The 26,752-nt window shown below is 71.7% G+C and carries 25 protein-coding genes and 1 riboswitch; of the genes, 20 read left to right on the top strand and 5 right to left on the bottom strand.

What is annotated here, in order from left to right:
• The first annotated feature begins 34 nt into the window (after positions 1–34).
• From ACFYW3_RS05945 to ACFYW3_RS05920, 6 genes are all read left to right on the top strand, one after another.
• On the top strand, positions 35–655 hold the full coding sequence (locus tag ACFYW3_RS05945; RefSeq protein WP_053676065.1) for a heme-copper oxidase subunit III: 621 nt from the start codon (positions 35–37) through the stop codon (positions 653–655).
• A gap of 76 nt (positions 656–731) precedes the next feature.
• Positions 732–1,541 carry a c-type cytochrome gene (locus ACFYW3_RS05940; protein ID WP_329445749.1) on the top strand — a complete coding sequence of 270 codons (810 nt, stop codon included), beginning with the start codon at positions 732–734 and terminating at the stop codon, positions 1,539–1,541.
• A complete protein-coding gene (locus tag ACFYW3_RS05935) occupies positions 1,538–2,596 on the top strand; it encodes a Rieske 2Fe-2S domain-containing protein (protein WP_351750117.1) in 1,059 nt (352 codons plus the stop codon). The genes ACFYW3_RS05940 and ACFYW3_RS05935 overlap by 4 nt, the downstream gene beginning before the upstream one ends.
• A complete protein-coding gene (locus tag ACFYW3_RS05930) occupies positions 2,593–4,224 on the top strand; it encodes a cytochrome bc complex cytochrome b subunit (RefSeq protein ID WP_351750116.1) in 1,632 nt (543 codons plus the stop codon). The genes ACFYW3_RS05935 and ACFYW3_RS05930 overlap by 4 nt, the downstream gene beginning before the upstream one ends.
• A 190-nt stretch (positions 4,225–4,414) precedes the next feature.
• On the top strand, positions 4,415–5,479 hold the full coding sequence (gene trpD, locus ACFYW3_RS05925) for an anthranilate phosphoribosyltransferase (protein ID WP_351750115.1): 1,065 nt from the start codon (positions 4,415–4,417) through the stop codon (positions 5,477–5,479).
• A 95-nt stretch (positions 5,480–5,574) separates the two neighbouring features.
• Positions 5,575–5,691, top strand: a riboswitch (SAM riboswitch).
• 231 nt (positions 5,692–5,922) lie between these two features.
• On the top strand, positions 5,923–7,308 hold the full coding sequence (locus ACFYW3_RS05920; RefSeq protein WP_389385668.1) for an aminotransferase class V-fold PLP-dependent enzyme: 1,386 nt from the start codon (positions 5,923–5,925) through the stop codon (positions 7,306–7,308).
• 196 nt (positions 7,309–7,504) lie between these two features.
• On the opposite strand, the gene ACFYW3_RS05915 is transcribed toward ACFYW3_RS05920, so the two are convergent.
• Together ACFYW3_RS05915 and ACFYW3_RS05910 are read right to left on the bottom strand one after the other, a co-directional pair.
• Complete coding sequence (locus ACFYW3_RS05915; RefSeq protein WP_053676059.1) at positions 7,505–7,786, bottom strand: Lrp/AsnC ligand binding domain-containing protein; 282 nt, start codon at positions 7,784–7,786, stop codon at positions 7,505–7,507.
• The gene (locus ACFYW3_RS05910) at positions 7,783–8,505 is read right to left on the bottom strand and encodes a rhomboid family intramembrane serine protease (protein WP_389385667.1); all 723 of its coding nucleotides are present in this window, start codon (positions 8,503–8,505) and stop codon (positions 7,783–7,785) included. The genes ACFYW3_RS05915 and ACFYW3_RS05910 overlap by 4 nt, the downstream gene beginning before the upstream one ends.
• A gap of 133 nt (positions 8,506–8,638) precedes the next feature.
• Between ACFYW3_RS05910 and ACFYW3_RS05905 the strand changes: the two genes are divergently transcribed.
• From ACFYW3_RS05905 to ACFYW3_RS05875, 7 genes are all read left to right on the top strand, one after another.
• Positions 8,639–8,878 carry a hypothetical protein gene (locus ACFYW3_RS05905; protein ID WP_008738811.1) on the top strand — a complete coding sequence of 80 codons (240 nt, stop codon included), beginning with the start codon at positions 8,639–8,641 and terminating at the stop codon, positions 8,876–8,878.
• Positions 8,879–8,918: 40 nt separating this feature from the next.
• Positions 8,919–10,283, top strand: coding sequence for an NYN domain-containing protein (locus ACFYW3_RS05900; protein ID WP_389385964.1), 1,365 nt, complete (start codon positions 8,919–8,921; stop codon positions 10,281–10,283).
• A 287-nt stretch (positions 10,284–10,570) separates the two neighbouring features.
• Complete coding sequence (locus ACFYW3_RS05895) at positions 10,571–11,611, top strand: NlpC/P60 family protein (protein ID WP_351750112.1); 1,041 nt, start codon at positions 10,571–10,573, stop codon at positions 11,609–11,611.
• A gap of 255 nt (positions 11,612–11,866) precedes the next feature.
• Entirely contained in the window at positions 11,867–12,904 is a 1,038-nt protein-coding gene (locus tag ACFYW3_RS05890) for an NlpC/P60 family protein (RefSeq protein ID WP_389385666.1), read from the top strand.
• Positions 12,905–12,960: 56 nt separating this feature from the next.
• Positions 12,961–14,079, top strand: coding sequence for a hypothetical protein (locus ACFYW3_RS05885; RefSeq protein ID WP_389385665.1), 1,119 nt, complete (start codon positions 12,961–12,963; stop codon positions 14,077–14,079).
• A 117-nt stretch (positions 14,080–14,196) separates the two neighbouring features.
• Positions 14,197–15,339, top strand: a complete 1,143-nt coding sequence (locus tag ACFYW3_RS05880; RefSeq protein WP_351750109.1) for a glycosyltransferase family 4 protein — start codon at positions 14,197–14,199, stop codon at positions 15,337–15,339.
• 131 nt (positions 15,340–15,470) lie between these two features.
• Complete coding sequence (locus ACFYW3_RS05875; protein ID WP_389385664.1) at positions 15,471–17,084, top strand: GMC oxidoreductase; 1,614 nt, start codon at positions 15,471–15,473, stop codon at positions 17,082–17,084.
• A 48-nt stretch (positions 17,085–17,132) separates the two neighbouring features.
• Here the strand turns inward: ACFYW3_RS05875 and ACFYW3_RS05870 are convergent, their stop codons facing one another.
• Positions 17,133–18,929, bottom strand: a complete 1,797-nt coding sequence (locus tag ACFYW3_RS05870; RefSeq protein WP_351750107.1) for an AMP-dependent synthetase/ligase — start codon at positions 18,927–18,929, stop codon at positions 17,133–17,135.
• A 228-nt stretch (positions 18,930–19,157) separates the two neighbouring features.
• Here ACFYW3_RS05870 and ACFYW3_RS05865 point away from each other — a divergent pair, with 228 nt between their 5' ends.
• The 6 genes from ACFYW3_RS05865 (at position 19,158) to ACFYW3_RS05840 (ending at position 24,325) form a co-directional block, all read left to right on the top strand.
• The gene (locus tag ACFYW3_RS05865) at positions 19,158–19,940 is read left to right on the top strand and encodes a metallophosphoesterase (protein ID WP_351750106.1); all 783 of its coding nucleotides are present in this window, start codon (positions 19,158–19,160) and stop codon (positions 19,938–19,940) included.
• 200 nt (positions 19,941–20,140) lie between these two features.
• Positions 20,141–20,581, top strand: a complete 441-nt coding sequence (locus ACFYW3_RS05860) for an SRPBCC family protein (RefSeq protein WP_351383550.1) — start codon at positions 20,141–20,143, stop codon at positions 20,579–20,581.
• A gap of 127 nt (positions 20,582–20,708) precedes the next feature.
• Positions 20,709–21,923: an ArsA family ATPase gene (locus tag ACFYW3_RS05855; RefSeq protein ID WP_389385663.1), complete on the top strand. Its 1,215-nt coding sequence runs from the start codon at positions 20,709–20,711 to the stop codon at positions 21,921–21,923.
• 74 nt (positions 21,924–21,997) lie between these two features.
• Positions 21,998–22,486: a DUF5304 domain-containing protein gene (locus ACFYW3_RS05850; RefSeq protein WP_389385662.1), complete on the top strand. Its 489-nt coding sequence runs from the start codon at positions 21,998–22,000 to the stop codon at positions 22,484–22,486.
• 61 nt (positions 22,487–22,547) lie between these two features.
• A complete protein-coding gene (locus tag ACFYW3_RS05845; RefSeq protein ID WP_351750103.1) occupies positions 22,548–23,489 on the top strand; it encodes an ROK family glucokinase in 942 nt (313 codons plus the stop codon).
• A gap of 71 nt (positions 23,490–23,560) precedes the next feature.
• Positions 23,561–24,325 (top strand): endonuclease/exonuclease/phosphatase family protein, encoded by a 765-nt coding sequence (locus ACFYW3_RS05840; protein ID WP_389385661.1) that lies wholly within the window; start codon positions 23,561–23,563, stop codon positions 24,323–24,325.
• Positions 24,326–24,440: 115 nt separating this feature from the next.
• On the opposite strand, the gene ACFYW3_RS05835 is transcribed toward ACFYW3_RS05840, so the two are convergent.
• Both ACFYW3_RS05835 and ACFYW3_RS05830 read right to left on the bottom strand, forming a co-directional pair.
• On the bottom strand, positions 24,441–25,046 hold the full coding sequence (locus ACFYW3_RS05835; RefSeq protein WP_351750101.1) for a hypothetical protein: 606 nt from the start codon (positions 25,044–25,046) through the stop codon (positions 24,441–24,443).
• The gene (locus ACFYW3_RS05830) at positions 25,039–25,818 is read right to left on the bottom strand and encodes an alpha/beta fold hydrolase (protein ID WP_329445775.1); all 780 of its coding nucleotides are present in this window, start codon (positions 25,816–25,818) and stop codon (positions 25,039–25,041) included. The genes ACFYW3_RS05835 and ACFYW3_RS05830 overlap by 8 nt, the downstream gene beginning before the upstream one ends.
• A gap of 194 nt (positions 25,819–26,012) precedes the next feature.
• Between ACFYW3_RS05830 and ACFYW3_RS05825 the strand changes: the two genes are divergently transcribed.
• Positions 26,013–26,735 carry a lysophospholipid acyltransferase family protein gene (locus tag ACFYW3_RS05825; RefSeq protein WP_351750175.1) on the top strand — a complete coding sequence of 241 codons (723 nt, stop codon included), beginning with the start codon at positions 26,013–26,015 and terminating at the stop codon, positions 26,733–26,735.
• Positions 26,736–26,752: the final 17 nt, after the last annotated feature.

Genomic DNA, 26,752 nt, shown 5'->3' with positions numbered 1-26,752 from the left:
CCCCGGGGTGAGGGCGGGATAAGCGACCGACATAATGTCGGTCGTGGCGACAGCAACGACAGTAGATACCGGGCACGCGCACCCGACGGTCAACCGGCCGAACCTCGTCAGCGTCGGAACCATCATCTGGTTGAGTTCCGAGCTGATGTTCTTCGCGGCCCTCTTCGCGATGTACTTCACCCTGCGATCAGTGACGGGTGCCGAGTACTGGACAGAACAGGCCTCGGCCTTGAATCTGCCCTTCTCGGCGACGAACACGACGATCCTGGTGCTCTCCTCGCTCACCTGCCAGCTCGGCGTGTTCGCCGCCGAGCGCGGTGACGTGAAGAAGCTCCGGACGTGGTTCATCATCACGTTCGTCATGGGTGCGATCTTCATTGGCGGCCAGGTGTTCGAGTACACCGAGCTGGTCAAGCACGAGGGCATGTCTCTCTCGTCCGGCCCGTACGGATCGGTGTTCTACCTGACCACCGGCTTCCACGGCATGCACGTGACGGGCGGTCTCATCGCCTTCCTGCTGGTCCTCGGCCGGACGTACGCGGCCAAGAGGTTCACCCACGAACAGGCCACGTCGGCCATCGTCGTGTCCTACTACTGGCACTTCGTCGATGTCGTCTGGATCGGCCTCTTCGCGACGATCTACCTGATCAAGTAGCGAACACGTCGCCGGGCCCGACCCGGCACTCCATCCAGAAACACCGACGCAGAAGATCCTGACACCGGGGTAATCCGTGAAAAAGCTCTCCGCACGACGACGCCATCCGCTGGCGGCGGTCGTCGTTCTACTCTTCGCGCTGGCGGCCACCGGGGGGCTTTACGCCGCCTTTGCCCCCGCGGGCAAGGCGCAGGCCGATGAAACCGCCCAGTCCCTCGCCATCGAGGAGGGCAAGAAGCTCTACGCCGTGGGCTGCGCAAGCTGCCACGGAACCGGCGGTCAGGGTTCCTCTGACGGCCCGAGCCTGGTCGGCGTCGGCTCCGCGGCCGTCGACTTCCAGGTGAGCACGGGCCGCATGCCCGCCCAGCAGCCCGGCGCCCAGGTGCCGAAGAAGCCCGTGATCTACTCGCAGGCCCAGATCGACCAGCTGGCCGCGTACATCTCGTCTCTCGGCGCCGGCCCGATCACGCCGACCGAGAAGCAGTACGACCCGGCAGGAGCCGACATCGCCAAGGGTGGTGAGCTGTTCCGCAACAACTGCGCGCAGTGCCACAACTTCACCGGCGAGGGCGGCGCCCTGACGCACGGCAAGTACGCCCCCAACCTTGAGGACGTCGAGCCGAAGCACATCTACGAGGCCATGCTCACCGGCCCGCAGAACATGCCCTCCTTCCCGGACAGCACCATGCCGGAGAAGCAGAAGAAGGACATCATCGCGTACCTCCAGAACGTGAACGGCGAGAAGTCGAACAGCCCCGGTGGTCTCAAGCTCGGTGGCCTCGGCCCCGTGTCCGAGGGTCTGTTCGGCTGGATCTTCGGTCTGGGTGCGCTGATCGCTGTCGCCGTCTGGGTCGCGGCCCACACCGCTAAGGCCAAGAAGTCATGAGTAGCCAAGACATTCCCGAAGAGAAGCACCTGCCGAGCGAGCAGGGCGACGCGCACCACGGTGGCGTAGCGGTCGCGGACGATCCGTTCGCCGACCCGGGCCTTCCGGTCCACAAGCCGCGCATCCAGGACATCGACGAGCGGGCCGCCAAGCGGTCCGAGCGTACGGTCGCGATGCTGTTCACGTTGTCGATGCTGGCCACGATCGGCTTCATCGCCTCGTACGTGGCCATCCCGATCGACAAGATCGTCTACATCTTCCCCGTCGGGAAGGTGAGCGGCCTGAACTTCGCCCTGGGTCTGACCCTGGGCGTGGCCCTCTTCTGCATCGGCGCGGGCGCGGTCCACTGGGCCCGCACCCTGATGTCCGACGTCGAGGTGGCCGACGAGCGGCACGCCATCGCCTCCCCGCCGGAGGTCAAGGCGAAGGTCCTCGCGGACTTCGCCGACGGTGCGCGCGAGTCCGACATCGGTCGACGCAAGCTGATCCGCAACACGATGTTCGGCGCGCTGGCCCTGCTGCCGCTCTCCGGCGTCATCCTGATGCGCGACTTGGGCCCGCTGCCCGAGGACAAGCTCCGCAAGACCCTGTGGGCCAAGGGCAAGCTGCTCATCAACGACAACACGAACGAGCCGCTGCGTCCCGAGGACGTCATCGTCGGTTCGCTCACCTTCGCCCGGCCGGAAGGCCTGGAGGAGGAGCAGCACGACTTCCAGACCCAGATCGCCAAGGCCGCCCTGATGATCGTCCGCATTCAGCCGGACGACATCAAGGACAAGCAGGAGCTGGAGTGGTCCCACGACGGGATCGTGGCCTACTCCAAGATCTGCACCCACGTCGGCTGCCCGATCAGCCTGTACGAGCAGCAGACGCACCACGTGCTCTGCCCGTGCCACCAGTCCACCTTCGACCTCTCCGACGGCGCCCGAGTCATCTTCGGCCCGGCTGGTCACGCGCTTCCGCAGCTGCGGATCGGCGTCAATGACGAAGGTTTCCTCGAGGCGCTCGGCGACTTCGAAGAGCCCGTCGGTCCTGCTTTCTGGGAGCGCGGATGAGCACTGCCACCACTGACACCAGCGCGCGCAAAGCGCCCGCCGGCGAGCGCGTAGCGGACTGGGCGGACGGTCGCCTGGGCATCTACGGCCTCGCCAAGGCGAACATGCGCAAGATCTTCCCGGACCACTGGTCCTTCATGCTGGGTGAGATCTGCCTCTACGCCTTCGTCATCATCATCCTCACGGGTGTGTACCTGACGCTGTTCTTCCACCCGAGCATGAACGAGGTCGTGTACCACGGCTCGTACGTGCCGATGCAGGGCGTCCAGATGTCCGAGGCCTTCGCCTCGACCCTGGACATCAGCTTCGACGTCCGCGGCGGTCTGCTCATCCGGCAGATCCACCACTGGGCGGCGCTGATCTTCGTCGCGGCCATGGTCGTGCACATGATGCGCGTCTTCTTCACGGGTGCGTTCCGCAAGCCCCGCGAGGTCAACTGGATCTTCGGCTTCCTGCTGCTGGTCCTCGGCATGTTCACCGGTTTCACCGGTTACTCGCTGCCGGACGACCTGCTCTCGGGCACCGGTGTCCGCTTCATGCAGGGCGCCATCCTGTCGGTCCCGGTCGTGGGCACCTACCTGTCGATGTTCCTCTTCGGCGGGGAGTTCCCGGGCGGCGACTTCGTCGCGCGGTTCTACTCGGTCCACATCCTGCTGCTGCCCGGCATCATGATGGGCCTGTTGGTGGCCCACCTGATCCTGGTCGTGTTCCACAAGCACACCCAGTACGCCGGCCCCGGCAAGACCAACAAGAACGTCGTCGGCATGCCGCTGCTGCCGGTCTACATGGCCAAGGCCGGAGGCTTCTTCTTCCTGGTCTTCGGTGTCATCGCGGCCATCGCGGCGCTCGCCTCGATCAACCCGATCTGGGCGCTCGGCCCGTACCGCCCGGACCACGTGTCCACCGGCGCGCAGCCCGACTGGTACATGGGCATGCCGGAAGGCCTGATCCGAGCCATGCCGGGCTGGGAGATCAACCTGTGGGGCCACACCCTCGTCCTGGGCGTGTTCATCCCGCTGCTGCTCTTCCCGCTGGTGCTGGGCGCGATCGCCGTCTGGCCGTTCATCGAGTCCTGGGTCACCGGGGACAAGCGCGAGCACCACATCCTGGACCGCCCGCGCAACGTCCCGACCCGTACGGGCTTCGGTGTCGCCTGGATCGCGGAGTACATCGTGCTCCTCATCGGCGGCGGCAACGACATGTTCGCCCAGTACTTCCACCTGTCGATCAACTCGATCACCTGGTTCGTCCGGATCGGCTTCTTCGTCGTCCCGGTCCTCGCCTTCATCGTCACCAAGCGGATCTGCCTCGGTCTCCAGCGCCGGGACCACGACAAGGTGCTGCACGGTCGCGAGACCGGTGTCATCAAGCGCCTGCCGCACGGTGAGTTCGTCGAGGTCCACGAGCCGCTCTCGCAGGCCAAGCTGCACACGCTCACCGCGCACGAGCAGTACCGGCCGATCGAGCTCGGCCCGACGGTCGACGAGAACGGCGTCGAGCGCAAGGTCGGGGCCACGCAGAAGCTCCGCGCGAAGCTCAGCAAGGGCTTCTACGCGGAGAACAACCAGATTCCGAAGCCCACGGTGGAGGAGTACAAGGAGATCCAGAGTGGCCACGGCCACCACTGATCCCGCGTGAGCGTTTGACCGCACCCGCATGAGGGATTGATTCCGGTCAATCCTGGTGTCGCCACGGCGAGAGCCCCGTCCAGACCCTGGACGGGGCTCTTTGCCGTCCCGCTCGGCTGGATAGGCTGAGACCCTTCCCATCAGACGTGGGCGGCGAGCACGGGGCGGCCCACTAGCGCAGGAGCGGACCATGGACGTTGTGACCCCGGCAGGCGGCGACAGCGTGGCGGCCCGCGGTTGGCCGGGCGTGCTCGACGCCCTGCTGACCGGCCGGGACCTGCGCGCCGAGGACACCGCCTGGGCCATGGACACGATCATGCGCGGCGAGGCCACCGACGCCCAGATCGCAGGCTTCGTGGTGGCGCTGCGGGCCAAGGGCGAGACGATCGAGGAGATCGCCGGGCTCGTCGGGAGCATGTACGAGCACGCCAACCTGATCGAGGTGCCCGGCCGGACGGTGGACATCGTCGGAACCGGCGGCGACGGGGCCAAGACGGTGAACATCTCCACGATGTCGGCGATCGTGGTGGCCGGTACCGGTGCCAAGGTCGTCAAGCACGGCAACCGGGCCGCGTCCTCCTCGAGCGGCTCCTCGGACGTCCTGGAGAAGCTCGGAGTCAACCTCGACCTGACCCCCGCGCGCGTGGTGCAGGTCGCCGAGGAGGCCGGCATCACCTTCTGCTTCGCCGTGAAGTTCCACCCCGCGCTGCGGCACGTGGCGGCGGCGCGCAAGGAGTTGGGCATCCGCACCCTGTTCAACTTCCTCGGCCCGCTGACCAACCCGGCCCGCGTCCGCGCCCAGGCGACCGGCGTGGCCGACCCCCGGGTGGCGCCCATCGTCGCGGGCGTCCTCGCCGAACGCGGTTCCTCGGCGCTCGTGTTCCGGGGCGACGACGGCCTCGACGAGCTGACCACCACCGGCACCTCCCGGGTGTGGTGGGTGCGGGACGGATCGGTCACCGAGCTGCCCTTCGACCCGCGCGACGTGGGGATCGACGTGGTCGACGTGTCCGCGCTGCGGGGCGAGGACCCCTCGTACAACGCGGACGTGGCCCGGCGCCTGCTCGCGGGCGAGACCGGTCCCGTGCGCGACGCCGTCCTGCTGAACGCGGCCGCCGCCCTGGTGGCGCTGGACCCGGGCTCCGGCTCGCTGGAGGAGCAGATCGCGGCCGGCATCACCCGGGCGGCGCAGTCCATCGACTCGGGATCGGCGCGCGCCGCGCTGGATCGCTGGGTGACGGCCAGCAACGCGTAGTGCGGCTCGTCCGAAAGGCGTGAAACAGCCGACCCCGGTCCACGATGCGGACCGGGGTCTTGCGCACGACGGATCGTGTGGCAGGATTCTGCCCAGGTCACGAGTGACAGCGTTTAGGCCCCGGCTTGCTGTCCGGCAACCCTCCTTCCGTGGCGGGGTGCCCCGGGTGATGACCAGGCCGTAGGCAGTGAGGTCCACGGCAAGCGCGGATCCCTCGACACCAGGGATCCTGGTCTCTCGAGGAGTGTTTTCCGTGAGCAAGCGAATGCGATAGGGCGGCTCCGCCCCTTCTTCACCCCCTCGGAACAGGGACCTCTCCGCGTACCCGCGTACGCCCTCCCGTGCTCCGAGGCCATCCCCGTACCCCTCCGGTCGGCCGCCGAGCCGTACCCGCGTACGGGCACACCGAAGCCATTCAGCCCTGCCTGCCGGGAGATTCCGCCATGTCCGCATCCCTGAACACCGCCGTCACCACCGCCGCCGTCGCCGCCGACCCCGCCTGTGTCGAGCCGCTGCCCGTGCTCGGCCGTGACGTCACCGTGCCGCTCGTCACCGGCGGCGAGGTCACCTACGCCGCCCTCGACTACGCGGCCAGCGCCCCCGCCCTGCAGCGCGTCTGGGACGACGTGGCCGCCTACGCCCCGTACTACGGGAGCGTGCACCGGGGCGCCGGCTACCTCTCGCAGCTCTCCACCGACCTGTTCGAGCAGAGCCGGGTCGCCGTCGCGGAGTTCCTCGACTGCCGCGCCGAGGACCAGGTGATCTTCACGCGGTCCACCACCGACTCCCTGAACCTGCTCGCCGCCGCGCTCCCGGCCGACTGCCAGGTCTTCGTCTTCGAGACCGAGCACCACGCCTCCCTGCTGCCGTGGGGGGACGCCCGGGTCACCTGCCTCGACGCGCCGCGCACCCCGGCCCAGGCCGTCGAGACCCTGGAGCGGGCGCTGGCCGGGCGCGACCCGTACGGTCCCGCGCTGGTGTGCGTGACCGGAGCGTCCAACGTCACCGGTGAGCTGTGGCCCGTACGGGAACTCGCCGCGGCGGCGCACGCCCACGGCGCGCGGATCGTGCTGGACGCAGCCCAGTTGGCCCCGCACCACCCCGTCTCCGTACGGGAGCTCGACGTCGACTGGGTGGCCTTCTCCGGACACAAGCTGTACGCGCCCTTCGGCTCGGGAGTGCTCGCCGGCCGCGCGGACTGGCTCCAGGCCGCCGAGCCGTACCTGGCCGGCGGTGGCGCCTCCCGCACGGTGGCCCGCCGCGAGGACGGCGGCGTGGACGTCGAGTGGCACACCACGGCCGCCCGTCACGAGGCCGGTTCCCCGAACGTCATCGGCGTCTACTCCATCGCCTCCGCCTGCAAGGCCCTGAAGGAGGCCGGGTTCGAGAACCTGGTCGCCCGCGAGAACCACCTCATCGCGAAGGTCCGCGAGGGCCTCGCCGAGGTCCCGGCCGTCCGCGTCCTGTCCCTGTTCGGGGACGACGCCCCGCGCGTCGGCGTCATCTCCTTCGTCGTCGACGGCTGGAACAGCTCGCACTTCGCCGCCGCCCTCTCCGCGGAGTACGGCATCGGCGTCCGCGACGGCCTGTTCTGCGCCCACCCGCTGGTCCGCACCCTGCTCGGCAGCGAGCCGCAGGAGCCGGGGGAGTGCGGGGCTCCGGAGGCCGCCCCGGGGGAGCGCTCGCTCAACGCGATCCGCGTCAGCTTCGGCGCCGGCACCCCCGACGAGCACGTCGAGCGGTTCGTCGGCGCGGTGAAGGAGCTTGTCGCGGACGGCGCCAAGTGGCGGTACCACACCGAAGAGGGCCGCTGCGTCCCGGCCGTCTGAGCCCGTCCCGGCCGTCCGACCCGGTGTGGTCGTCCCCCCGGTGTGGTCGTCCGCCCGACCCCGTGCCCACCGCCTGAACCCCGTGCCGACCGTCCGCGTCGGCCTCTGAACGCCGCGCGCCCCGGTCGGGAGGATTCCCGCCGGGGCCTTCGGTCGTCGCGAGGGCTGCCGGGCCTCGACACGCCCGGGCCGGAAACTACGCGTCGAGGCCGATCGCGAAGGCGGCTTCCAGGTCGTGCTGGGAGTACGTGCGGAACGCCACGTGCGTGTCCGTGGCCTCGACGCCCGGGATCTTGCTGATGCTGCCCGGGATGATGTCGGCGAGGTTCTCGTGGCGGGCCACCCGGACCAGGGCGATCAGGTCGTAGGTGCCGGTGACGGAGTAGACCTCGCTGACGCTGTCCAACGCGGCGATGGCCTCGGCGATCTCGGGGATCCGGTCCACGCTGGTCTTGATGAGCACGATCGCGGTGATCACGGTTGGCTGTCTCCCTCGCCGGCAGTCACTGGTCGCCTCACTCTAGTCGTACGCCGGTATCGCACCCACGCGTAGCCGAAGCCCAGGGAGAAGCCCACCACGTGGGCCAGATAGGCGACCCCCGGACCGCTCTCCGCCCGGTGCGCCGCCACCCACTGCAACGCGAACCAGAACACCAGCACGATCCAGGCGGGGAAGCGCAGCGGCACGAAGAACAGGAACGGGAACAGGCTCGTGACCCGGGCGCGCGGGAACAGGCACAGGAACGCCCCGAGCACCGCCGAGATCGCCCCCGACGCCCCGACCAGCGTCTGGTCGGAGGAGGCGTTGGCCGCCGCGTAGGCGCCCAGGGCGAGGTAGCCCGTGCAGACGTAGAAGACGAGGAAGGCCGGGCGGCCCATCCGGGCCTCCGTCATCGCGCCGAAGACGTACAGGAAGAGCATGTTGCCCAGCAGGTGCAGCCAGCTGCCGTGGACGAACAGTGCGGTCAGCGGAGTGAGCAGCGCCCTGCCCGATCCGGAGAGGAGCTGGTCGGGGACCACGCCCCAGCGCCGGAAGTAGTCGGTGCCGCGCGCCAGTAACTCGTCGCCGGTGCCGTAGACCGGATTCATGCCCGAGGCGGGACCGAGGACGAACACCACGCAGCAGCCGGCGATCAGCGCGTGGGTGATCACCGGGCCCCGGGAGGCCTCGCGGACGGTCTGCCACCTTACGATCATGCGACCGAGCATGACCCAACCGGACCCCCTCGGAGCGGTGGCAGGCCGTAGGGTTACGAGCTGCGGTCCGCCGTACGGCTCAGCGGGCCGCTTTAATTGAAACTGAAAGAGCCACGAAGGAGAGAGCGGCCTGATGACGGTTCCCCTGCCGACCGACACCACCCGGTGGCGCTGCACCCTGTGCGGCAACCTCACGCGTTTCGACGTGACCCGTTCGTCGAAGGTCGTGGAGTACGTCCACCTGGACCTCGCCGGGGAGCCCAAGGTCGAGGAGCGAGAGGTGGTCAATGAGACCATCGAGTCGGTCCGCTGTCGCTGGTGCAACGCGGTGGACCAGATCGAGCTCGTGGACAGGCCGGGCGCGGACTCCTGAGGGAGCCGGGCCCACAGGAAGATCACGGTAGGGGTGACGGATTGTGGAGCCAGCAAGCGGCGCTGAGCCGGCCGACGAGGCCGGCGACGCCGCCGAGGTGCTCGACCGCCCGCTGCCGGAAGGCGTGCGGCGCAGGGTCGTCGCACTCGTCTCGGACGCCTTCGGCGGGCTGACGGTCGGGGACCTCCCGGCGCAGCTGCGCCAGTACGCCCGGTTCACCCCGACCCGGCGTGCCAAGTTCGCGGGCAACGCCATGGCCGCGGCGGTGGAGACGGACGCGGTCTTCCGCGGCCGGGTCGCCGAGAAGCTCCGCGAGGCCCAGGCCGAACTGGCCGGGGCCCTGGAGTCCGGGGCCCCGCCCGCCGCCGCCGATCCGCTGGACGTGGCGGCCGCCGCGTACGTGCTGCGCCCGGCCGGCTGGGTCAAGCTGGTGGCCGCCGCGGGCGAGGAGGCGCAGCGCGCCGACGCCGAGCGGGTCGGTGACGAGACCCGGCGCGAACTGGAGCGGCTCCGCGAGGAGCTGGCGCACGTACGCGAACTGCAGCGCAGCGGCGGTGAACAGGTGCGCGGCGAACTGGACGCGGCGCGCAAGGAAGCGGAATCGCTTCAGCGCAAGCTGCGCAGCGCCCTCAGCGACGTCAAGCGGGGCGAGGCGGCCCTGCGCAAGGTCAACGCCGAGATCGACGGGATCCGCGGCGAGGCGGCGGCGCAGGTGACGGCCGCCGAGAGCGAGACGCGGCGGCTCAAGTCACGCCTCGCCGAGGTGGAATCCGCGTTGGAGACCTCGCGCCGCGCCACCCGCGAGGGACGCAGCATCGAGGACATGCGGCTGCGGCTGCTCCTGGACACCGTGTTGGACGCGGCGGCCGGGCTGCGCCGCGAGCTGGCGCTGCCGCCCGTGTCCACCCGGCCCGCGGACACCGTGGAGGCGGTGGAGCCGGGCCGGATGACCCCGAAGGACATCGCGGCGCGTGCCCTGTCGGAGACCGATCCGGCGCTGCTGGACCAGCTGTTGGCGCTGCCCCAGGCGCATCTGGTGATCGACGGCTACAACGTGACCAAGACCGGCTATCCGACGATGCCGCTGGAGAAGCAGCGGCTCCGGCTGCTCGGCGGCCTCTCGATGCTGGCCGCGCAGACGGGCGCGGAGATGACCTGTGTCTTCGACGGCGCGGAGCTGGCCGCCCCGGTGCTGCTCGCCCCGCCGCGCGGGGTGCGGGTGCTGTTCTCCAAGGCGGGGGTGACGGCGGACGAGCTGATCCGCCAGTTGGTGCGGGCCGAACCGCCCGGCCGGCCCGTGGTCGTGGTCTCCACGGACCGCGAGGTGGCCGACGGGGTGGCGAAGGCGGGTGCCCGGCCGGTGACGTCCGCGCTGCTGCTCAAGCGACTCGCCCGGGTTTCGTAGTCCCTGCGGCTTCTGTCCCTTCCCGTAACGGCTGTGCGTAATGCCGGTATTGATGGGTCGGTGAAGGGAACGTACCGTCAACTGTCCGGCACGGAGCGTGCGAAGACGGTAAAGAAGCCGGTCGGCGACCGGAATTTTGCCTTCGGGGATTTGAACTCATCACAGCCGGGTCACTAGGGTCTGTTCAAACCTTCGTACGGTCGTTCACTCATTCGGAGTGTCGGCGGAGGCGCGCTGCCGAGTGTGTGACCGTCTTCGGCGGCTCCAGGAAGAAGGAGCTCGCGTTCGTGGCGTCCCACCGTCGACCCAAGCCGCCGACCCGCACGCGCGTGAGCGTCCTCACCGCCCTCGCCACCGCGGCCGTCGCGCTCTCCGCCCAATCGGCCTCGGCCGCCCCGGACAAGCCGAGCAAGGACGAGGTCAAGGCCCAGGTCGACGCCCTCTACGAGGACTCCGAGCAGGCCGGCGAGAAGGCCAACGCGGCCAAGGACCGCCAGGACAAGCTGGAGAAGGAGATCGGCCGGCTCCAGGACCAGGTCGCGCGCGGCCAGGCGGACCTCAACGACCTGCGCAACACGCTCGGTTCGATGGCCACGGCCCAGTACCGCGGCGGCGGCCTCGACCAGTCCATGGAACTGCTCCTCGCCGAGAACCCCCAGGACTACCTCGACAAGTCCTCCATGCTCCAGCAGATGAGCGGCAAGCAGGTCGAGACGATATCCACGATCCAGACCAAGCAGCGGGCCCTGGCGCAGCAGCGCGCGGAGGCCGGCGCCAAGCTCGCCGACCTCGACGCCACCCGCAAGGAGCTGGCCGAGAAGAAGGCCACGGCCCAGCGCAAGCTCGCCGAGGCGCAGGCCCACCTCAACACGCTGACCGCGGAAGAGCGCAGCCAGTTGAAGGAGGCGGAGGCCAAGGCGGGCGAGGAGGCCGCCAAGGCCGCGGGCGGGAGCGCCAAGCCCGGCGCGGTGAAGGGCTCCGGGCGGGCCGCGCAGGCGCTCGCCGCCGCCGTGACCCAGGAGGGCAAGGGCTACAACCTGGGCTCCACCGGCATGGCGTACTGGGACTGCTCCAGCCTGGCGCAGTGGGCCTACGGGCAGGCCGGCGTCCAGATCAGCCGCACCACCTACACGCAGGTCAACGACGGCACGCGCATCGGCATGAGCGAACTCCAGCCCGGTGACCTGGTCTTCTTCTACGACGACCTGCACCACGTCGGCCTCTACGCGGGCAACGGCCAGGTCTTCCACGCCGCCAACCCCAGGCGCGGCGTCAAGTACGAAGCCATGAGCAACATGCCCTTCCAGTTCGGCGTCCGCGTCGGCTGACCCCGCCCCGCGCCCTCTCCGGGCCGGGAAGGGCGCGCCGCGCACCGCCCATCCGGGCGAATTGCGCGGCTCCGCTCTGACCGCACGCCCCGCCGGTGACCTGCGTCTCCTGCGGGGCGCCCGTGTGTCCGGCCCCCGATGGTCGTTGGTCGGCGCCCCGTCGCGCCGCTACTGTCTGCCAGCGCGGAACCCGGCACACGGCCGTCCACGGAGGGCGGACCCGGGCCCCGCGCAAGCGGAAGGGAGCGGTTCCACGTGGCGTCCCATCGCCGGCCCGGCCTCATCGGCCTCGACCGGAACACGAAGATCACCGTCCTCACCGCCGCAGCGGCCACCGTCGCGGTCGCCCTGACGGGAGCACCCGCCGGCGCGGCCCCCGGGCTCCCGCAGGACCCCTCGGCCCGGGCCCGGGTCGACCGGCTCTTCGAGGAAGCCGAACGGGCCACCGAGCGGTTCAACGAGGCCGGTGAGAAGGCCGACCGGCTCCGCGCCGAGGTCAGCCGCGCCCAGGACTCGGTCGCCCGGGGCCAGGACCGCATCAACACCATGCGCGGGGTCCTCGGCGCCTTCGCCGGAGCCCAGTACCGTTCGGACGGCATGGACCCCACCCTCTCGCTGATCCTGTCGGACAACCCCGACGACTACCTCGACAAGGCGGCCGTCCTCGGCCGGCTCGGCGACCGCCAAGCCGACCAGCTCGACCAACTCCGCGACGAGCAGCGCCGCATCGCCGTGCAGCGCCGGGAGGCTTCCCACAAGCTCGCCGAGCTGGACGCCCTGCGCGCCGAGGTCGCCCGGCACAAGAGATCCCTCACCGCGAAGCTCGCCGACGCCCGCCGGCTGCTGAACGCGATGCCCTCGCAGGAACGGGCCGACTACGAGCGCGCCTCGCGCTCCGGCGACCGGCCCGGCCCGCTCCCCGAGATCCCCTCCGCCGGCGCGTCCTCGGGCCGGGCCGCGACCGCCGTGATGGCGGCCCGGGCCGCCGTGGGTCGCCCGTACGTGTGGGGTTCCACCGGCCCCTCCGCCTTCGACTGTTCCGGGCTGATGGTGTGGTCCTACCGCCAGGCGGGCGTCTCGCTGCCGCGCACCTCGCAGGCACAGCGGCACGCGGGCCGGCAGGTGCCGCTGTCCCAGGCCCGGCCCGGTGACCTGGTGACGTACCGCTCGGACGCCAGCCACGTCGGCATGTACGTCGGCAACGGCCAGGTGGTCCACGCCCCCTACCCGGGCGCGCGGGTCCGCTACGACCCCGTCGGCATGATGCCGGTGTCCTCGGTGACCCGACCCTGAGGCGGACCCTGCGCAGGTGACCCGACCCTGAGGCGGACCCTGCGTACGATCGACTGATGCTCCCGCGTCATCGGCCGGTCGTACGAGTCCTGCCCCTGCTGCTGTGCGCGCTCCTGGTCGGATGCGGCCTGGCCGGCGCCGCCCCCCTGGACCCCGGCGTCCGGCGCGCCGTGGCCGACTGGTCCTCGGCCCCGCCCGCGCGCCTCGCCGGCATCCCGCTCGAGGGCTGGTCGTACGAGGTCACCTCGGTCCGGCGGGACGGCGACCGGGCGCTCGCGCGGGCCCGGCTCCACTACCGGCTGACCGGCCACGACGCGGCCCCCGCCGAGTCGGCGCGCGAGGTCGACCTGACCCGGGACGACGGGACCTGGCGGGTGACCGGCGACCGGCCCGCCCCGGGAGCCCCGCCGCAACTGTGGGACCAGGGCGATCCGACGGTGGTCCGGGGCACGCACGCGCTGGTGCTCGGCGTCGGACAGCCCCGGGAGACCCTGTCCGGGATCGCCGCCGAGGCCGACCGGGCGGTGCCCGCCGTCGACGCCGCCTGGCCGGGGCCCTGGGCGGGGCGGGTGGTGGTGTTGGTCCCGGGCACGCTGGACGCCATGGCCGCGCTGCTGGGGCAGCCGGCCGCCGCGTACCGGGGCATGGGGGCCGTCACCACCGGCAAGGCGGGGGCCGGGCCCGCGCCGGCCGACCGGGTGGTCGTCAACCCCGAGGGGTACGCCCAACTGTCGGGGGCGGGTCGCCGGATCGTGCTGACCCACGAGGTCACCCACGTGGCCACCCGCGCCGCGACCACCGCCGGGACCCCGCTGTGGCTCTCCGAGGGCTTCGCGGACTGGGTGGCCTACCGGGACACCCCGAGCACGCCGGCCGAGGCGGCGCCCGCGCTGGGGCGGGCGGTGCGGCGCGGTGAACCGCCCGCCGCGCTGCCCTCGAACGAGGACTTCGCGTTCGGCGGGGACCCGGACGCGCTGGCGCGCGCGTACGAGGGCTCCTGGCTGGCCTGCCGGCTGATCGCGGCCAAGTGGGGCGACGCCACGCTGGTCCGGCTGTACGAGGCGGCGGGCCGCGAGCCGCTGTCCACGGCGCTGGCGGACACGATCGGCGGCGACCCGGCGGGCCTGACGGCGGCCTGGCAGGCGGCCCTGAGCGGGGAACTGGGAGCCCGTTAGCCCCTTGGCCGGGGCCACCCGCCCGCCGGGCCCCGCGGGGTCGTGCCGGCGCGGGGTGGCCAGGCTCGGCGGGGACCGCGCGGGTGCGCGCCGGACCGTCCGGTACTTTGGCTGACGATGCACAAGACGCTGATCGTGACCAACGACTTCCCGCCGCGACCGGGCGGCATCCAGGCCTTCCTGCACAACATGGCGCTGCGCCTGGATCCCGACCGGATCGTCGTCTACGCCTCCACCTGGAAGCACGGCGCCGAGGGCCGCGAGGCCACCGAGGCCTTCGACGCGGAGCAGCCCTTCCAGGTGGTGCGCGACCGCACGACGATGCTGCTGCCGACCCCGCGGGTGACCCGGCGGGCCGTCGGCCTGCTGCGCGAGCACGGCTGCGAGTCCGTGTGGTTCGGCGCGGCCGCCCCGCTCGGCCTGATGGGGCCCGCGCTGCGCCGGGCGGGCGCGCGCCGGCTGGTCGCGACCACGCACGGGCACGAGGCCGGCTGGGCCCAGTTGCCGGCCGCGCGGCAGTTGCTGCGACGGATCGGCGAGGGCACCGACACCCTGACCTACCTCGGGGAGTACACCCGCGCGCGGATCGCCTCGGCGGTCACGGACCGGGCGGCCGCCCGGATGGTCCAACTCCCCCCGGGAGTCGACGAGAAGACCTTCCACCCGGAGTCGGGCGGCGCGGAGGTCCGGGCACGGCTCGGGCTCGCCGAGCGGCCCGTGGTGGTGTGCGTGTCCCGGCTGGTCCCGCGCAAGGGACAGGACACCCTCATCGAGGCCATGCCCCGGATCCTGGCCGCGGTGCCCGACGCCGTGCTGCTGATCGTGGGCGGTGGCCCGTACGAGGCCGACCTGCGCCGCCTCGCGGCCGACACGGGCGTGGCCGACTCCGTGGTCTTCACCGGGGCGGTCCCGTGGTCGGAGCTGCCCGCGCACTACGGCGCCGGTGACGTCTTCGCGATGCCGTGCCGGACCCGGCGCGGGGGACTGGACGTCGAGGGGCTCGGGATCGTGTACCTGGAGGCCTCCGCGACGGGGCTCCCGGTGGTCGCGGGCGACTCGGGCGGCGCCCCCGACGCGGTCCTGGACGGGGAGACCGGCTGGGTGGTCCGGGGCGGCTCCCCGGACGAGGCCGCCGACCGGATCGCCACCCTGCTGCTGGACCCGGAGCTGCGCCGCCGCATGGGCGAGCGGGGCCGCGCGTGGGTCGAGGAGAAGTGGCGCTGGGACCTGCTCGCCGAGCGCCTGCGCGAGCTGCTCTGAGGTTCCCTTCCCGGGGGACCTTCCGGCCGTCGGGCGACGGGGCGTGGCCGGTTCGCCATGCCTGACTGTCACTCAGATGTGTGTCAGCGCCTGCTATGGGGGGATGTGCGGATTCCGCTCATCATGCGGCCATGACACCTCAGCTGACGCGCCGTCAAATGCTTGGCATCGGCGCCCTCCAGACCGCGGCCGTACTCGGATTCACCCGGATCGGACTGTCCTCCGCGGCGGCCGTCGAACCCGCCGCGGCGACCTACGCCCCCGCCATCGTCGTGGGCTCCGGATACGGCTCCGCCGTCGCCGCGCTCCGGCTCGGCCAGGCCGGCGTCCGTACCGTCGTCCTCGAAATGGGCCGGCTCTGGGACACCCCCGGGTCCGACGGCAGGATCTTCCCGTCCACCTCCGCGCCCGACCAGCGCTCCATGTGGTTCCGCACCCGCACCGAGGCCCCGCTCGCCCAGTTCCTCTGGCTGGACGTGGTCAACCGGAACATCAGCCCCTACCCCGGCGTCCTCGACCGGGTGAACTTCGGCGACATGTCCGTGTACGTGGGGCGCGGGGTGGGCGGCGGATCCCTCGTCAACGGGGGCATGGCACCGACGCCCCGACGCTCGTACTTCTCCGAGGTGCTGCCCCGGGTCGACGCCGACGAGATGTACGGCACCTACTACCCCCGCGCCCGGGCCATGCTCGGCGTCAACGACATCGACCCGGCCTGGTTCGAGTCCACGGAGTGGTACCGCTTCGCCCGCGTCTCCCGCAAGCACGCCCAGAACACCGGCCTGAGGACCACCTTCGTCCCCAACGTCTACGACTTCGACCACATGAAGCGCGAGGCCGCCGGCACCGCCCCCAAGTCCGCTCTCGCCGGCGAGGTCATCTACGGCAACAACCACGGCAAGAAGAGCGTCGACAAGACCTACCTCGCCGCCGCCCTCGGCACCGGCAACGTCACCATCGAGACCATGCAACGCGTCGTCGGCGTACGGACCGACCCGGCCGGGGGCTACGTGCTGACGGTGCGCACCAGCGATGTCACCGGCAAGGTCACCCAGACCCGCGAACTCGGTTGCCGGCAGCTCTTCCTGGGCGCCGGCAGCCTCGGCACCACCGAGATCCTCGTCCGTGCCCGCGAGACCGGCACCCTGCCCGCGCTGACGGAACAGGTCGGCCGGGGCTGGGGGCCCAACGGCAACGTCATGACCGCCCGGGCCAACCACCTCTGGGACACGGTCGGGGCGAACCAGTCCACCATGCCCGCCTTGGGCATCGACGACTGGGACAACGCCGCCAACCCGGTCTTCGCGGAGATCGCCCCGCTCCCGATGGGGATCGAGCACTGGATCTCGATGTACCTGGCCATCACCAGGAACCCCGAGCGCGGACACTTCACCTACGACGCCGCCACCGACTCGGCGCGCCTGCAGTGGAGCCGGGACCAGAACACCCCGTCGGTGCGGGCGGCGAAACAGCTCTTCGACCGGATCAACCGGCGCAACTTCACGATCTACCGCTACGACCTGTTCGGCGACAACAAGGCCTTCGCCGACAACTTCACCTACCACCCGCTCGGCGGCTGCGTCCTCGGCGAGGCCACCGACGACCACGGCCGGGTCAAGGGCCACCAGGGGCTGTACGTGGTCGACGGCTCACTGGTCCCGGGGTCCCTCGGCGTGAACCCGTTCGTGACCATCACCGCGCTCGCCGAGCGGAACATGGAACGGATCCTCACCGACCCGCGCTGACCCCGGCCGGCGAACCCACTCCGGTCGGGGCCCCGGGAACACGGGGGATCAGCCCCGGTACAGCGCCTCGATCTCGTCCGCGTAGTCCTTCGCCACCACGTTCCGCTTGAGCTTCAGCGACGGCGTGATGTGGCCCGACTCCTCCGTGAACTGGGAGGGCAGAATGCGGAATTTCCGCACCGATTCCGCCTTGGAAACCGCCGCGTTGCCGTCGTCCACGGCCTTCTGGACGGCGGCGATCAGATCCGCGTCCTCGCGCAGCTCCGCCGCCGTCACACCGGCCGGCTTGCCGTTCTCGGCGGCCCAGCGGCCCAGGAACTCCTCGTCGATGGTGACCAGCGCGGCCACGAACGGCCGGGCGTCGCCCACCACCATGCACTCCGCGACCAGCGCGTGGGCACGGATGCGGTCCTCGATCACCGCGGGCGCCACGTTCTTGCCGCCCGCCGTGACGATGAGTTCCTTCTTGCGCCCGGTGATCGCGAGGTAGCCGTCCTCGTCGAGGGTGCCGACGTCGCCGGTGTGGAACCAGCCGTCGGTGAGCGCCTCGGCGGTCGCCGTCTCGTTCTTCCAGTACTCCTTGAAGATGTGCTCGCCGTGCAGCAGCACCTCGCCGTCGTCGGCGATGCGCACCACGGAGCCCGGGAGCGGCTGACCGACCGAACCGATCTTCTGGCGGTCCCACGGGTTGAAGGCCGTGGCCGCGCAGGTCTCGGTCAGGCCGTAGCCCTCCAGCACCGTGAAGCCGATGCCGCGGAAGAAGTGGCCGAGCCGCTCGCCCAGGGGGGCGCCGCCGGAGATCGCGTACTCGCCGCGCCCGCCGAGGACCGTGTGCAGCTTGCTGTAGACCAGCTTCGAGAACAACTTGTGCTTGAGCCGCAGGCCGAGGCCGGGGCCGCCCGGGGCGTCCTGCGCACGGCTGTACGCGATGGCCGTCTCGGCCGCCGCGTCGAAGATCCGGCCCTTGCCGTCGGCCTGGGCCTTGGCGCGGGCCGAGTTGTAGACCTTCTCGAAGACGCGCGGCACGCCGAGGATCAGCGTGGGCCGGAACGACTGGAGTTCGTCGGTGAGGTTCTTGATGTCCGGTACGCAGCCCAGCCGGATCGGCGCCAGGACGGCCGCCACCTCCACCAGGCGCCCGAAGACGTGCGCGGCCGGCAGGAAGAGCAGCACGGAGCACTCGCCGGTGCGGAAGAGCGGGCCGAGCCGCTCGACGATGTTGCCGCACTCCGCGAAGAAGTTGCGGTGCGTCAGCACGCAGCCCTTGGGGCGGCCCGTGGTGCCCGAGGTGTAGACGATGGTCGCCGGGTCGTCGGCGTTCGCCAGGGCGGTGCGCTCGTCGACCTCGGCGTCCGTGACCCCGGCGCCGGCGGCGCGGAGCGCGGCGGGGGCGCCCTGCTCGATCTCCCAGACCTCGCGCAGCTCCGGCAGCCTGTCGCGCAGACCGGCCACCGTCGCACTGTGGCCGGGGCTCTCGACGACGACGGCCGCCGCGCCGGAGTCACCGAGGATCCACTGGATCTGCTCGGGGGAGCTGGTCTCGTAGACCGGCACCGTGACGCCGCCCGCGGTCCAGATGGCGAAGTCGAACAGCACCCACTCGTACCGGGTGCGGGAAATCAGGGCCACCCGCTCACCGGGTCGGATGCCGGACGCGATCAGACCCTTGGCCGTGGCTCTGACCTCGGCCAGGAACTCGGTCGCGCTCACGTCCTGCCATCTGCCGTCCACCTTGCGGCTCATGACGGCGACGTCGGGATGCTGAGCGGCGTTGCGGCGGATGAGATCCGTCAGGTTCCCGTCCGACGGGACCTCGTACAGGGCCGGAAGGCTGAACTCGCGCAAGACTGCTGCTCCTCTGGGCGCCATCGCCACCATGTGGACCGACCGGACGTTACCCACCGGTAGTGGGTTCCGGATAGGGGGAACCGGCCAGATGTTCCATGCGTCACACGACACGGACGTGCCGAGCCGACACTAGTCGACCCCGTCGACGACTCGGAAGTAACCGCAGGTCCGCCGGCCGCGGGGCTGCCCCTACCCGTCGGGCCCGGGCGCCCCTAGGGTGGCGGCATGGTGGGCAGGGAGAGTCGTACGCGGGTTCATGTCGTCAGTGACGTCCACGGCAACGTCGAGGCGCTCGCACGGGCCGGAGAGGGCGCCGACGCCCTGATCTGCCTCGGTGACCTGGTGCTCTTCCTCGACTACGCGGACCACTCGCGCGGCATCTTCCCCGATCTGTTCGGAGTCGAGAACGCCGATCGGATCGTGGAGCTGCGCACCGCCCGCCGCTACGGGGAAGCGCGCGATCTCGGCCGGCGGCTGTGGGCCGGGCTCGATCGGGAGGCGCTGATCGAGGGGGCGGTGCGACGCCAGTACGCCGAGATGTTCGCGGCGTTCCCGAATCCCACGTACGCCACCTACGGCAACGTCGACATGCCGGGCCTGTGGCCGCAGTACGCGGGACCGGGCACGACCGTGCTCGACGGCCAGCGGGTGGAGATCGGCGGCCGGGTCTTCGGCTTCGTGGGCGGCGGACTGCCCTCGCCCATGCGGACCCCGTACGAGGTGGACCCCGAGGAGTACGCGGCCAAGGTGGAGGCCCTGGGCGAGGTGGACGTGCTCTGCTCGCACATTCCGCCGGAGGTGCCGGAGCTCTGCTACGACACGGTGGCCAGGCGGTTCGAGCGGGGCAGCGAGGCCCTGTTGGAGGCGATCCGGCGAACCCGCCCGAGGTACGCGCTGTTCGGGCACGTGCACCAGCCGATGGCTCGGCGGATGCGGATCGGGGCGACGGAGTGCGTGAACGTGGGGCACTTCGCCTCCACGGGACGGCCGTGGGCGATGGAGTGGTGAGTCGAGCCGTTCGATCCCGCGCCGTCCGCGCCGCCCGTGCCACTTGTGCCGCCCGCGCTACCCGCGCCGACGGCCGGTACGGCCGGCACCGCGGGACCGGGGAGGCACTGGAGTGGCCGGGCCCGCACGCGCGGTAGCCTTCACGCGGCGGCCGGAGGCCCCCGCACACTTGTCGAACAGTCCCCGGAGGAGCGACCGCGATGGCGGAACACACCAGCTCGAGCATCACGATCGAGGCGGCCCCGGCCGAGGTCATGGCCGTGATCGCCGACTTCGCACGCTACCCCGAGTGGACCGGCGAGGTGAAGGAGGCCGAGGTGCTGGCCACCGACGCCGCGGGCCGCGCCGAGAAGGTCCGTCTGCTGCTCGACGCCGGCGCGATCAAGGACGACCACACGCTCGCCTACTCCTGGACGGGCGCCGACGAGGTCAGCTGGACGCTGGACAAGTCGCAGATGCTCCGCCAGCTCGACGGCTCGTACCGGCTCGCCCCGCTGGACGGCGGCAAGCGCACCGAGGTCACCTACCAGCTGACCGTGGACGTCAAGATCCCGATGCTCGGCATGATCAAGCGCAAGGCCGAGAAGGTCATCATCGACCGCGCCCTGGCGGGCCTGAAGAAGCGCGTCGAATCCGCCTGAGCGCACGCCGGAGCCGGGCGACTTCGGCCACGCCGGCGTTCGAGGCGCGAGGCCCGGTACGGAGCCCCGCCGGAGGGCGCACCCCGGGCGGAGCCCGGCCCGTACCCCCTCACAGGAGCACCGCACCATGCACACCCTGCTGATCACCGGCCCCGGCGGAGCCGGTCGCACCACCGTGGCCGCGGCCACCGCCCTCGCCGCCGCGCGGCAGGGGCGCCGCGTCCTGCTGCTGTCAGGTGACCCCGGCACCCCCGACGACCGCCTGGTCGAGCTGCTCGGGCCCACCACCGGCCCTGCCGCGGAGGTCGTGCCCGGGCTGAGGGCCGTCCCCGTCGCCCACGGGATCCGGGCCGCGCGGATCGACTCCGGCGAGGAGTTCCGGGCCGAGCTCGTCACCCTCCAGGAGCGGGGCGCCTCCCTGCTCGGGATGCTCGGCGGACGGCCCCTCGGGTCGGAGGAACTCACCGAACTGCCCGGCGCCGAACAGTTCGCCCTGCTCAGGGCCCTGCGTCGAGCCGCCTCGGCCCCCGGCGTCGATCTCCTGATCGTGGACATGCCCCCGCTGCACCAGGCGATCGCCACCCTCGCGCTCCCCGCCCAACTGCGCCGCTACCTCGCCCGGCTGCTCCCCGCGGAGCGGCAGGCGGCCCGAGCCCTGCGCCCCGTCCTCGCCCAGCTCGCCGGGGTGCCCATGCCCGCGCAGTGGCTGTACGAGGCGGCCGCCCGCTGGGACGAGGAACTGGCCGCCGTCGAGGCCGTCGTCGAGTCCCCCGCGACCGAGCTGCGCCTGGTGGCCGAGCCCGGACCCGCATCCGACGACGCGCTGCGCACCGGCCGGCTCGGGCTCGCCCTGCACCGGCTCCCGGTCGCCTCCCTCGTCGCGAACCGGACGGTCCCGCGGGGCTCCGCCGACCCGTGGGTCGCCGACCTCGCCGCCCGACAGGGCAAGCACACCGACCAGTGGGCCGCCGAGCTGACCGTGGTCCCGCTCGCGCACCTCGGTCGCGACCCCCGCGATCTGCGGGACCTGAGCCTGCTCGCCGACACCGACGGCATCGCCCCCCGGGAGGCCGCCGTGTACCGCCGTGCCTGGGCCGTCGAGGACCGACTCGCCGAGGACGGGGTGCTGGTCTGGGCCGTGCCGCTGCCCGGCGCCCGCAAGTCCGACCTGGACCTGATCCGGCGCGGCGACGAACTGCTGCTCACGGCCGGCCCGTACCGCAGGATCGTTTCGCTGCCGTCGGCGCTCCGGCGCTGCACCGTCTCCGGCGCGGCCCTGACCGACGGCGAGCTGCGCGTCCGCTTCACCCCGGACCCGCAGCTGTGGCCCCGCGAGCGCTGAGGCCCGTACCACCGTTCGGGTACCGTCGAAGGTAGTCCGTCCCGTACGTCCCGCATCCGCCGCAGGAGTCCGCCATGAGCGAGGCCACCGACCGCCCCATCGACGACGACGCCTGGGCCAAGGCCTGCGCCGAGGACCTCGCAGCGGAGAAGGAGCGCCGCAGGGCGGGGCAGGGCCAGGCGGGCACCGGCAGCGCCGCCGAGGAGCTGTTCAAGCTCTTCGAAGCCGTCGCCGACAAGGTCTCCGCCCTGAACAACCCGCTGCTCGGCGCCACCGCCCAGGGCGCCGTGCGCCAGTTCGTCACCCAGGCCAAGACCGCCGCCAAGCCCGTGATCGAACGCAACCCCGAGGTCTTCGACCACCTCGCGGCGGCCGGCTCCGAGCTGCTCGCCGCCTACCGGTCGGCCGTCGAGGGCCACGAGCGCCGCTGGACCCGCGACGAGACCGCGCCGTCCGCTCCCGGCCCCCGCGGGGAGAGCGCGCCCGGCACCCCCGGCGCCGGACGCGACGACCGGGAAGAAGGTCCCGATTCCGGCCCTTCCGGGCGGATCGATCTCGACTGATCCTCCGTCGCGCTCGGGTACGGTGGGCCGTGGCGGGGTTTGACCGGAAACCGAGGGACTAATGGGACTCACCATCGGCGTCGACATCGGCGGCACGAAGATCGCGGCCGGCGTGGTCGACGAAGAGGGCACCATCCTTGAGACGTACAAGGTGCCCACCCCGCCGACCGCGGACGGGGTGACGGACGCGATCTGCGCCGCCGTGTCCGAGGTCAGCAGCAATCACACCATCGAGGCCGTCGGCATCGGCGCCGCCGGATACGTGGACGACAAGCGCGCCACCGTGCTCTTCGCGCCGAACATCAACTGGCGCCACGAGCCGCTCAAGGACAAGGTCGAGCAGCGCATCGGCCTGCCGGTCGTCGTCGAGAACGACGCGAACTGCGCGGCCTGGGGCGAGTACCGCTTCGGCGCCGGCCAGGGCCACGACGACGTCATCTGCATCACGCTCGGCACGGGCCTCGGCGGCGGCATCATCATCGGCAACAAGCTGCGGCGCGGACGCTTCGGCGTCGCCGCCGAGTTCGGCCACATCCGGGTCGTCCCGGACGGCCTGCTGTGCGGATGCGGCAGCCAGGGCTGCTGGGAGCAGTACGCCTCCGGGCGCGCGCTCGTCCGGTACGCCAGGCAGCGCGCCAACGCCACCCCCGAGAACGCGACGACCCTGCTCGCGCTCGGCGACGGCACCCCCGAGGGCATCGAGGGCAAGCACATCAGCGAGGCGGCCCGGGCCGGCGACCTGGTCGCCATCGACTCCTTCCGCGAGCTGGCCCGCTGGGCCGGCGCGGGGCTGGCCGACCTGGCGTCCCTGTTCGACCCGTCCGCGTTCATCGTCGGCGGCGGTGTCTCCGACGAGGGCGACCTCGTCCTGGACCCGATCCGCAAGTCCTTCAAGCGCTGGCTGATCGGCGGCGCCTGGCGCCCGCACGCGCAGGTCCTCGCCGCACAGCTCGGCGGCAAGGCCGGCATGGTCGGCGCGGCCGACCTCGCCCGCCAGGGCTGACGCACCCGGTTCCCTCCGCTGCCCGCCGCGCCCCCTGTGGGAGCGGCGGGCGGCTGCGTATCTTGCGGGGCATGGACCTGCCGAAGTCGCATACGGAGCCCGACGGTTCAGCCGTGATCCGGGTGCTCAGCTACAACATTCGCTCGCTGCGCGACGACGAGGACGCGCTCGCCCGCGTGATCCGTGCGTGCGAGCCCGACCTGGTGTGCGTCCAGGAGGCGCCGCGCTTCTTCCGGTGGCGCAAACACGCGGCGCGACTCGCGTCGAAGTGTGACCTGGTGGTGCTGGGCGGCGGCGCGACGGCGGCCGGCCCGCTGCTGCTGTGCTCGCTGCGGGCGCACGTGGAGCACACCCGGGACGTCCTGCTGCCGTTGCGGCCGGGACTGCACCGCAGGGGCTTCGCGACGGCCGTCGTCCGCTTCGGGCCCGCACCCGGGACCAGGGTCGGCGTGCTCAGCGCGCACCTGCCGCTGGACGCGGGGGAACGGGAGGAACACGCGGGGCTGCTGCTGGAGCGGCTGGCGGGCCTGGACGCCCCGTACGCGATCGCCGCGGGCGACGTCAACGAAGGCCCGGAGGGCCGCGCCTTCGGCCTGCTGGCGACGGAACTCCAGGACTGCCGGGCCGTGGCGCCGTGGGGAGGGGAACACACCTGGCTCCGGTCCGGGGCGCCGAGGCGGATCGACGCGGTCTTCGCGTCGAAGGGGATCGAGGTGCTGGGCTGCGGGGTCCCGACGGGCCTTCCCGGGGTCACGGACGCGGACCTGAGGGACGCCACCGACCACCTCCCGGTGCTGGCGGCGCTGCGCCTCGGCGCCGGCCCGGCGTCGGGCTGAGCCGCCCGGTGCGACGCCGGCGGGTGCGATGCCGGCGGGTGCCTCGTACCGGGGCGGCGTCGCGCCGGGGCCCGGCCGGGCCCCGACGGATCCGCAAGGGACGGCGGTCACAGCACTAGACGACCGCTCCGCGCCCCGGGTCGTCCTCGTCATCGTCGTCCTGCGACATGCGGGCCACCAGGGTGGCGAAGCCGCCCAGGAAGCCGCCGATGCCCAGGGTGGTCAGCCACCAGGTCATCTCCCACTGGAGCAGCACCGCCACGAGCAACAGCACCGGTCCGCCCACGACCGCCAGCCAGGCGAACTTGGAGGTGGTGTCCGCCGCCGGGAGCTCCGGCTCCGGAGGTACGAAATGGCCCTCGTCCGCCCGGTCCTCGGGCGTCACGTCCTCGTCCTTCGGTTCGACCGGCGAGTGGTCCCGGGGGCCCGCCCCGCCCACGCCCGGCGCGAAGGTCACCGAGCTGCCCAGCGGCCCGGCGGGGGCCGGCGGGTCACCGGGACCGGCGTCCTTGGGACCGGCGTCCTTCTCCGGCGGCTTCGCGACCGAGGGGGGCGTCGGCTGGACGTCCTCCTCGGGCAGCATCAGGTTCTCGATCGGTCGGAACGGTCTGGATCCCGGCGGGTCCGGCGGTTCCTGCCCGTACCCGGCGACGATCGCCGCCCACGCGGCCTCCTCGTCCAACGGGGGAACACCCCCGGACGACTCCTCGTGCTCAGCCACCGCTGGCCGCCCCCTCCCTGCCGACGCTCTTCGAGAGCCGTCCGACGAACGCAACACTGTCCGCGAAGATCCGCTCCGCGTCATGGTCCAACGTCGCGACGTGGTAGCTCTGTTCCAGCAGGGTCTCGGTCACGTCCGTGGACGAGATCCGGGCCAGCACCCGCGCCGAGTCCACGGGCGGGACGACGTGGTCCTGCGGGCTGTGCAGCAGCAGCACCGGCTGGGTGACCTGCGGCAACTCGGCGTCCACCAGGCGCAGGAACGCGCGCAGCGAATGCGCGGCCCGCGTCGGGACGCGGTCGTAGCCGACCTCCACCGAGCCCGGCTTCGCGATGTCGTTGGCGACGCCCGGCGTGGAGCGGATGACGTGCTTGGCCACCGGAAGGGCGAAGGCCAGCGGGTCGTGCACCTTGTTGGCCGGGTTGACCAGGACGATGCCGCTGACCGAGTCCCCGTGCTTGGCGGCCAGGCGCAGGGTCAGCGCGCCGCCCATCGACAGCCCGAAGACGAACACCTGCTCGCACCGGTCGAGCAGCTCGCGCAGCGCGCGGTCGACCTCGGCGTACCAGTCCTGCCAGCCCGTGAGTTGCATGTCCTGCCAACGCGTCCCGTGCCCGGGCAGCAACGGCAGCGACACCGTCAGCCCCCGCTCGGCCAGGTACTCGGCCCAGGGGCGCAGCGACTGCGGGGAACCGGTGAAGCCGTGGCAGAGCAGTACGCCGACCTCTCCGCCCTCGTGGCGGAACGGCTCTGCTCCAGGGAGGACGGGCACCAGGGTCTCCTTGTTGATCGGAAGGCGAGGGGGATGAGGGGGTGATGAGGGGGTACGGGTGCGTAGCGCTGTGTGACTTCACCGTACGCGACCGGGGTGGTACCGACCAGGGTCGTAGGACCGCTCCCGGGGGAGCCAGGGGATAAGGTCTGTTCGACAGACACAGGAAGGCTTTCGAGTTGATCTACGGCGCAATGAAGTTCTCGATCGGCGGTTCCCTGAAGCTCGCCTTCAGGCCGTGGGTGGAGGGCCTCGAAAACATTCCCGCTGAGGGGCCGGCGATCCTCGCGAGCAACCACCTGTCCTTCTCGGACTCCTTCTTCCTTCCGGCCGTGCTCGATCGGAAGGTGACCTTCATCGCGAAGGCGGAGTACTTCACCTCCCCCGGCGTCAAGGGCAAGCTCACGGCCGCCTTCTTCAAGGGCGTCGGCCAGCTCCCGGTGGACCGCTCCGGCGCGCGAGGTGCCGGCGAGGCCGCCATCAAGAGCGGCATCGACGTCATCGAACGCGGAGAGCTGTTCGGTATCTACCCCGAGGGGACGCGTTCACCCGACGGCCGTCTCTACCGCGGCAAGCCCGGCGGTCTGGCCCGGGTGGCGCTCGCCACCGGAGCCCCGGTCATCCCGGTCGCGATGATCGACACCGAGAAGATCCAGCCGCCCGGCAAGGTGGTGCCCAAGCTGATGCGACCCGGCATCCGGATCGGCAAGCCGCTGGACTTCAGCCGCTACCACGGCATGGACGGCGACCGGTTCATCCTGCGCTCGGTGACCGACGAGGTCATGTACGAGATCATGAAGCTCTCGGGCCAGGAGTACGTCGACATCTACGCGACGGCCGCCAAGCGGCAGATCGCGGACGCCGAGAAGGCCGCCAAGGCCGAGAAGGCGGACAAGGGCGAGCAGGGCACGGAGTAGCGGGGCGGGCGACACCG

Source organism: Streptomyces sp. NPDC002602, assembly GCF_042889445.1.
Classification (GTDB): domain Bacteria; phylum Actinomycetota; class Actinomycetes; order Streptomycetales; family Streptomycetaceae; genus Streptomyces.
Note: the sequence above shows the minus strand (reverse complement) of the source record. Positions and strands in the feature narration are given on the sequence as shown.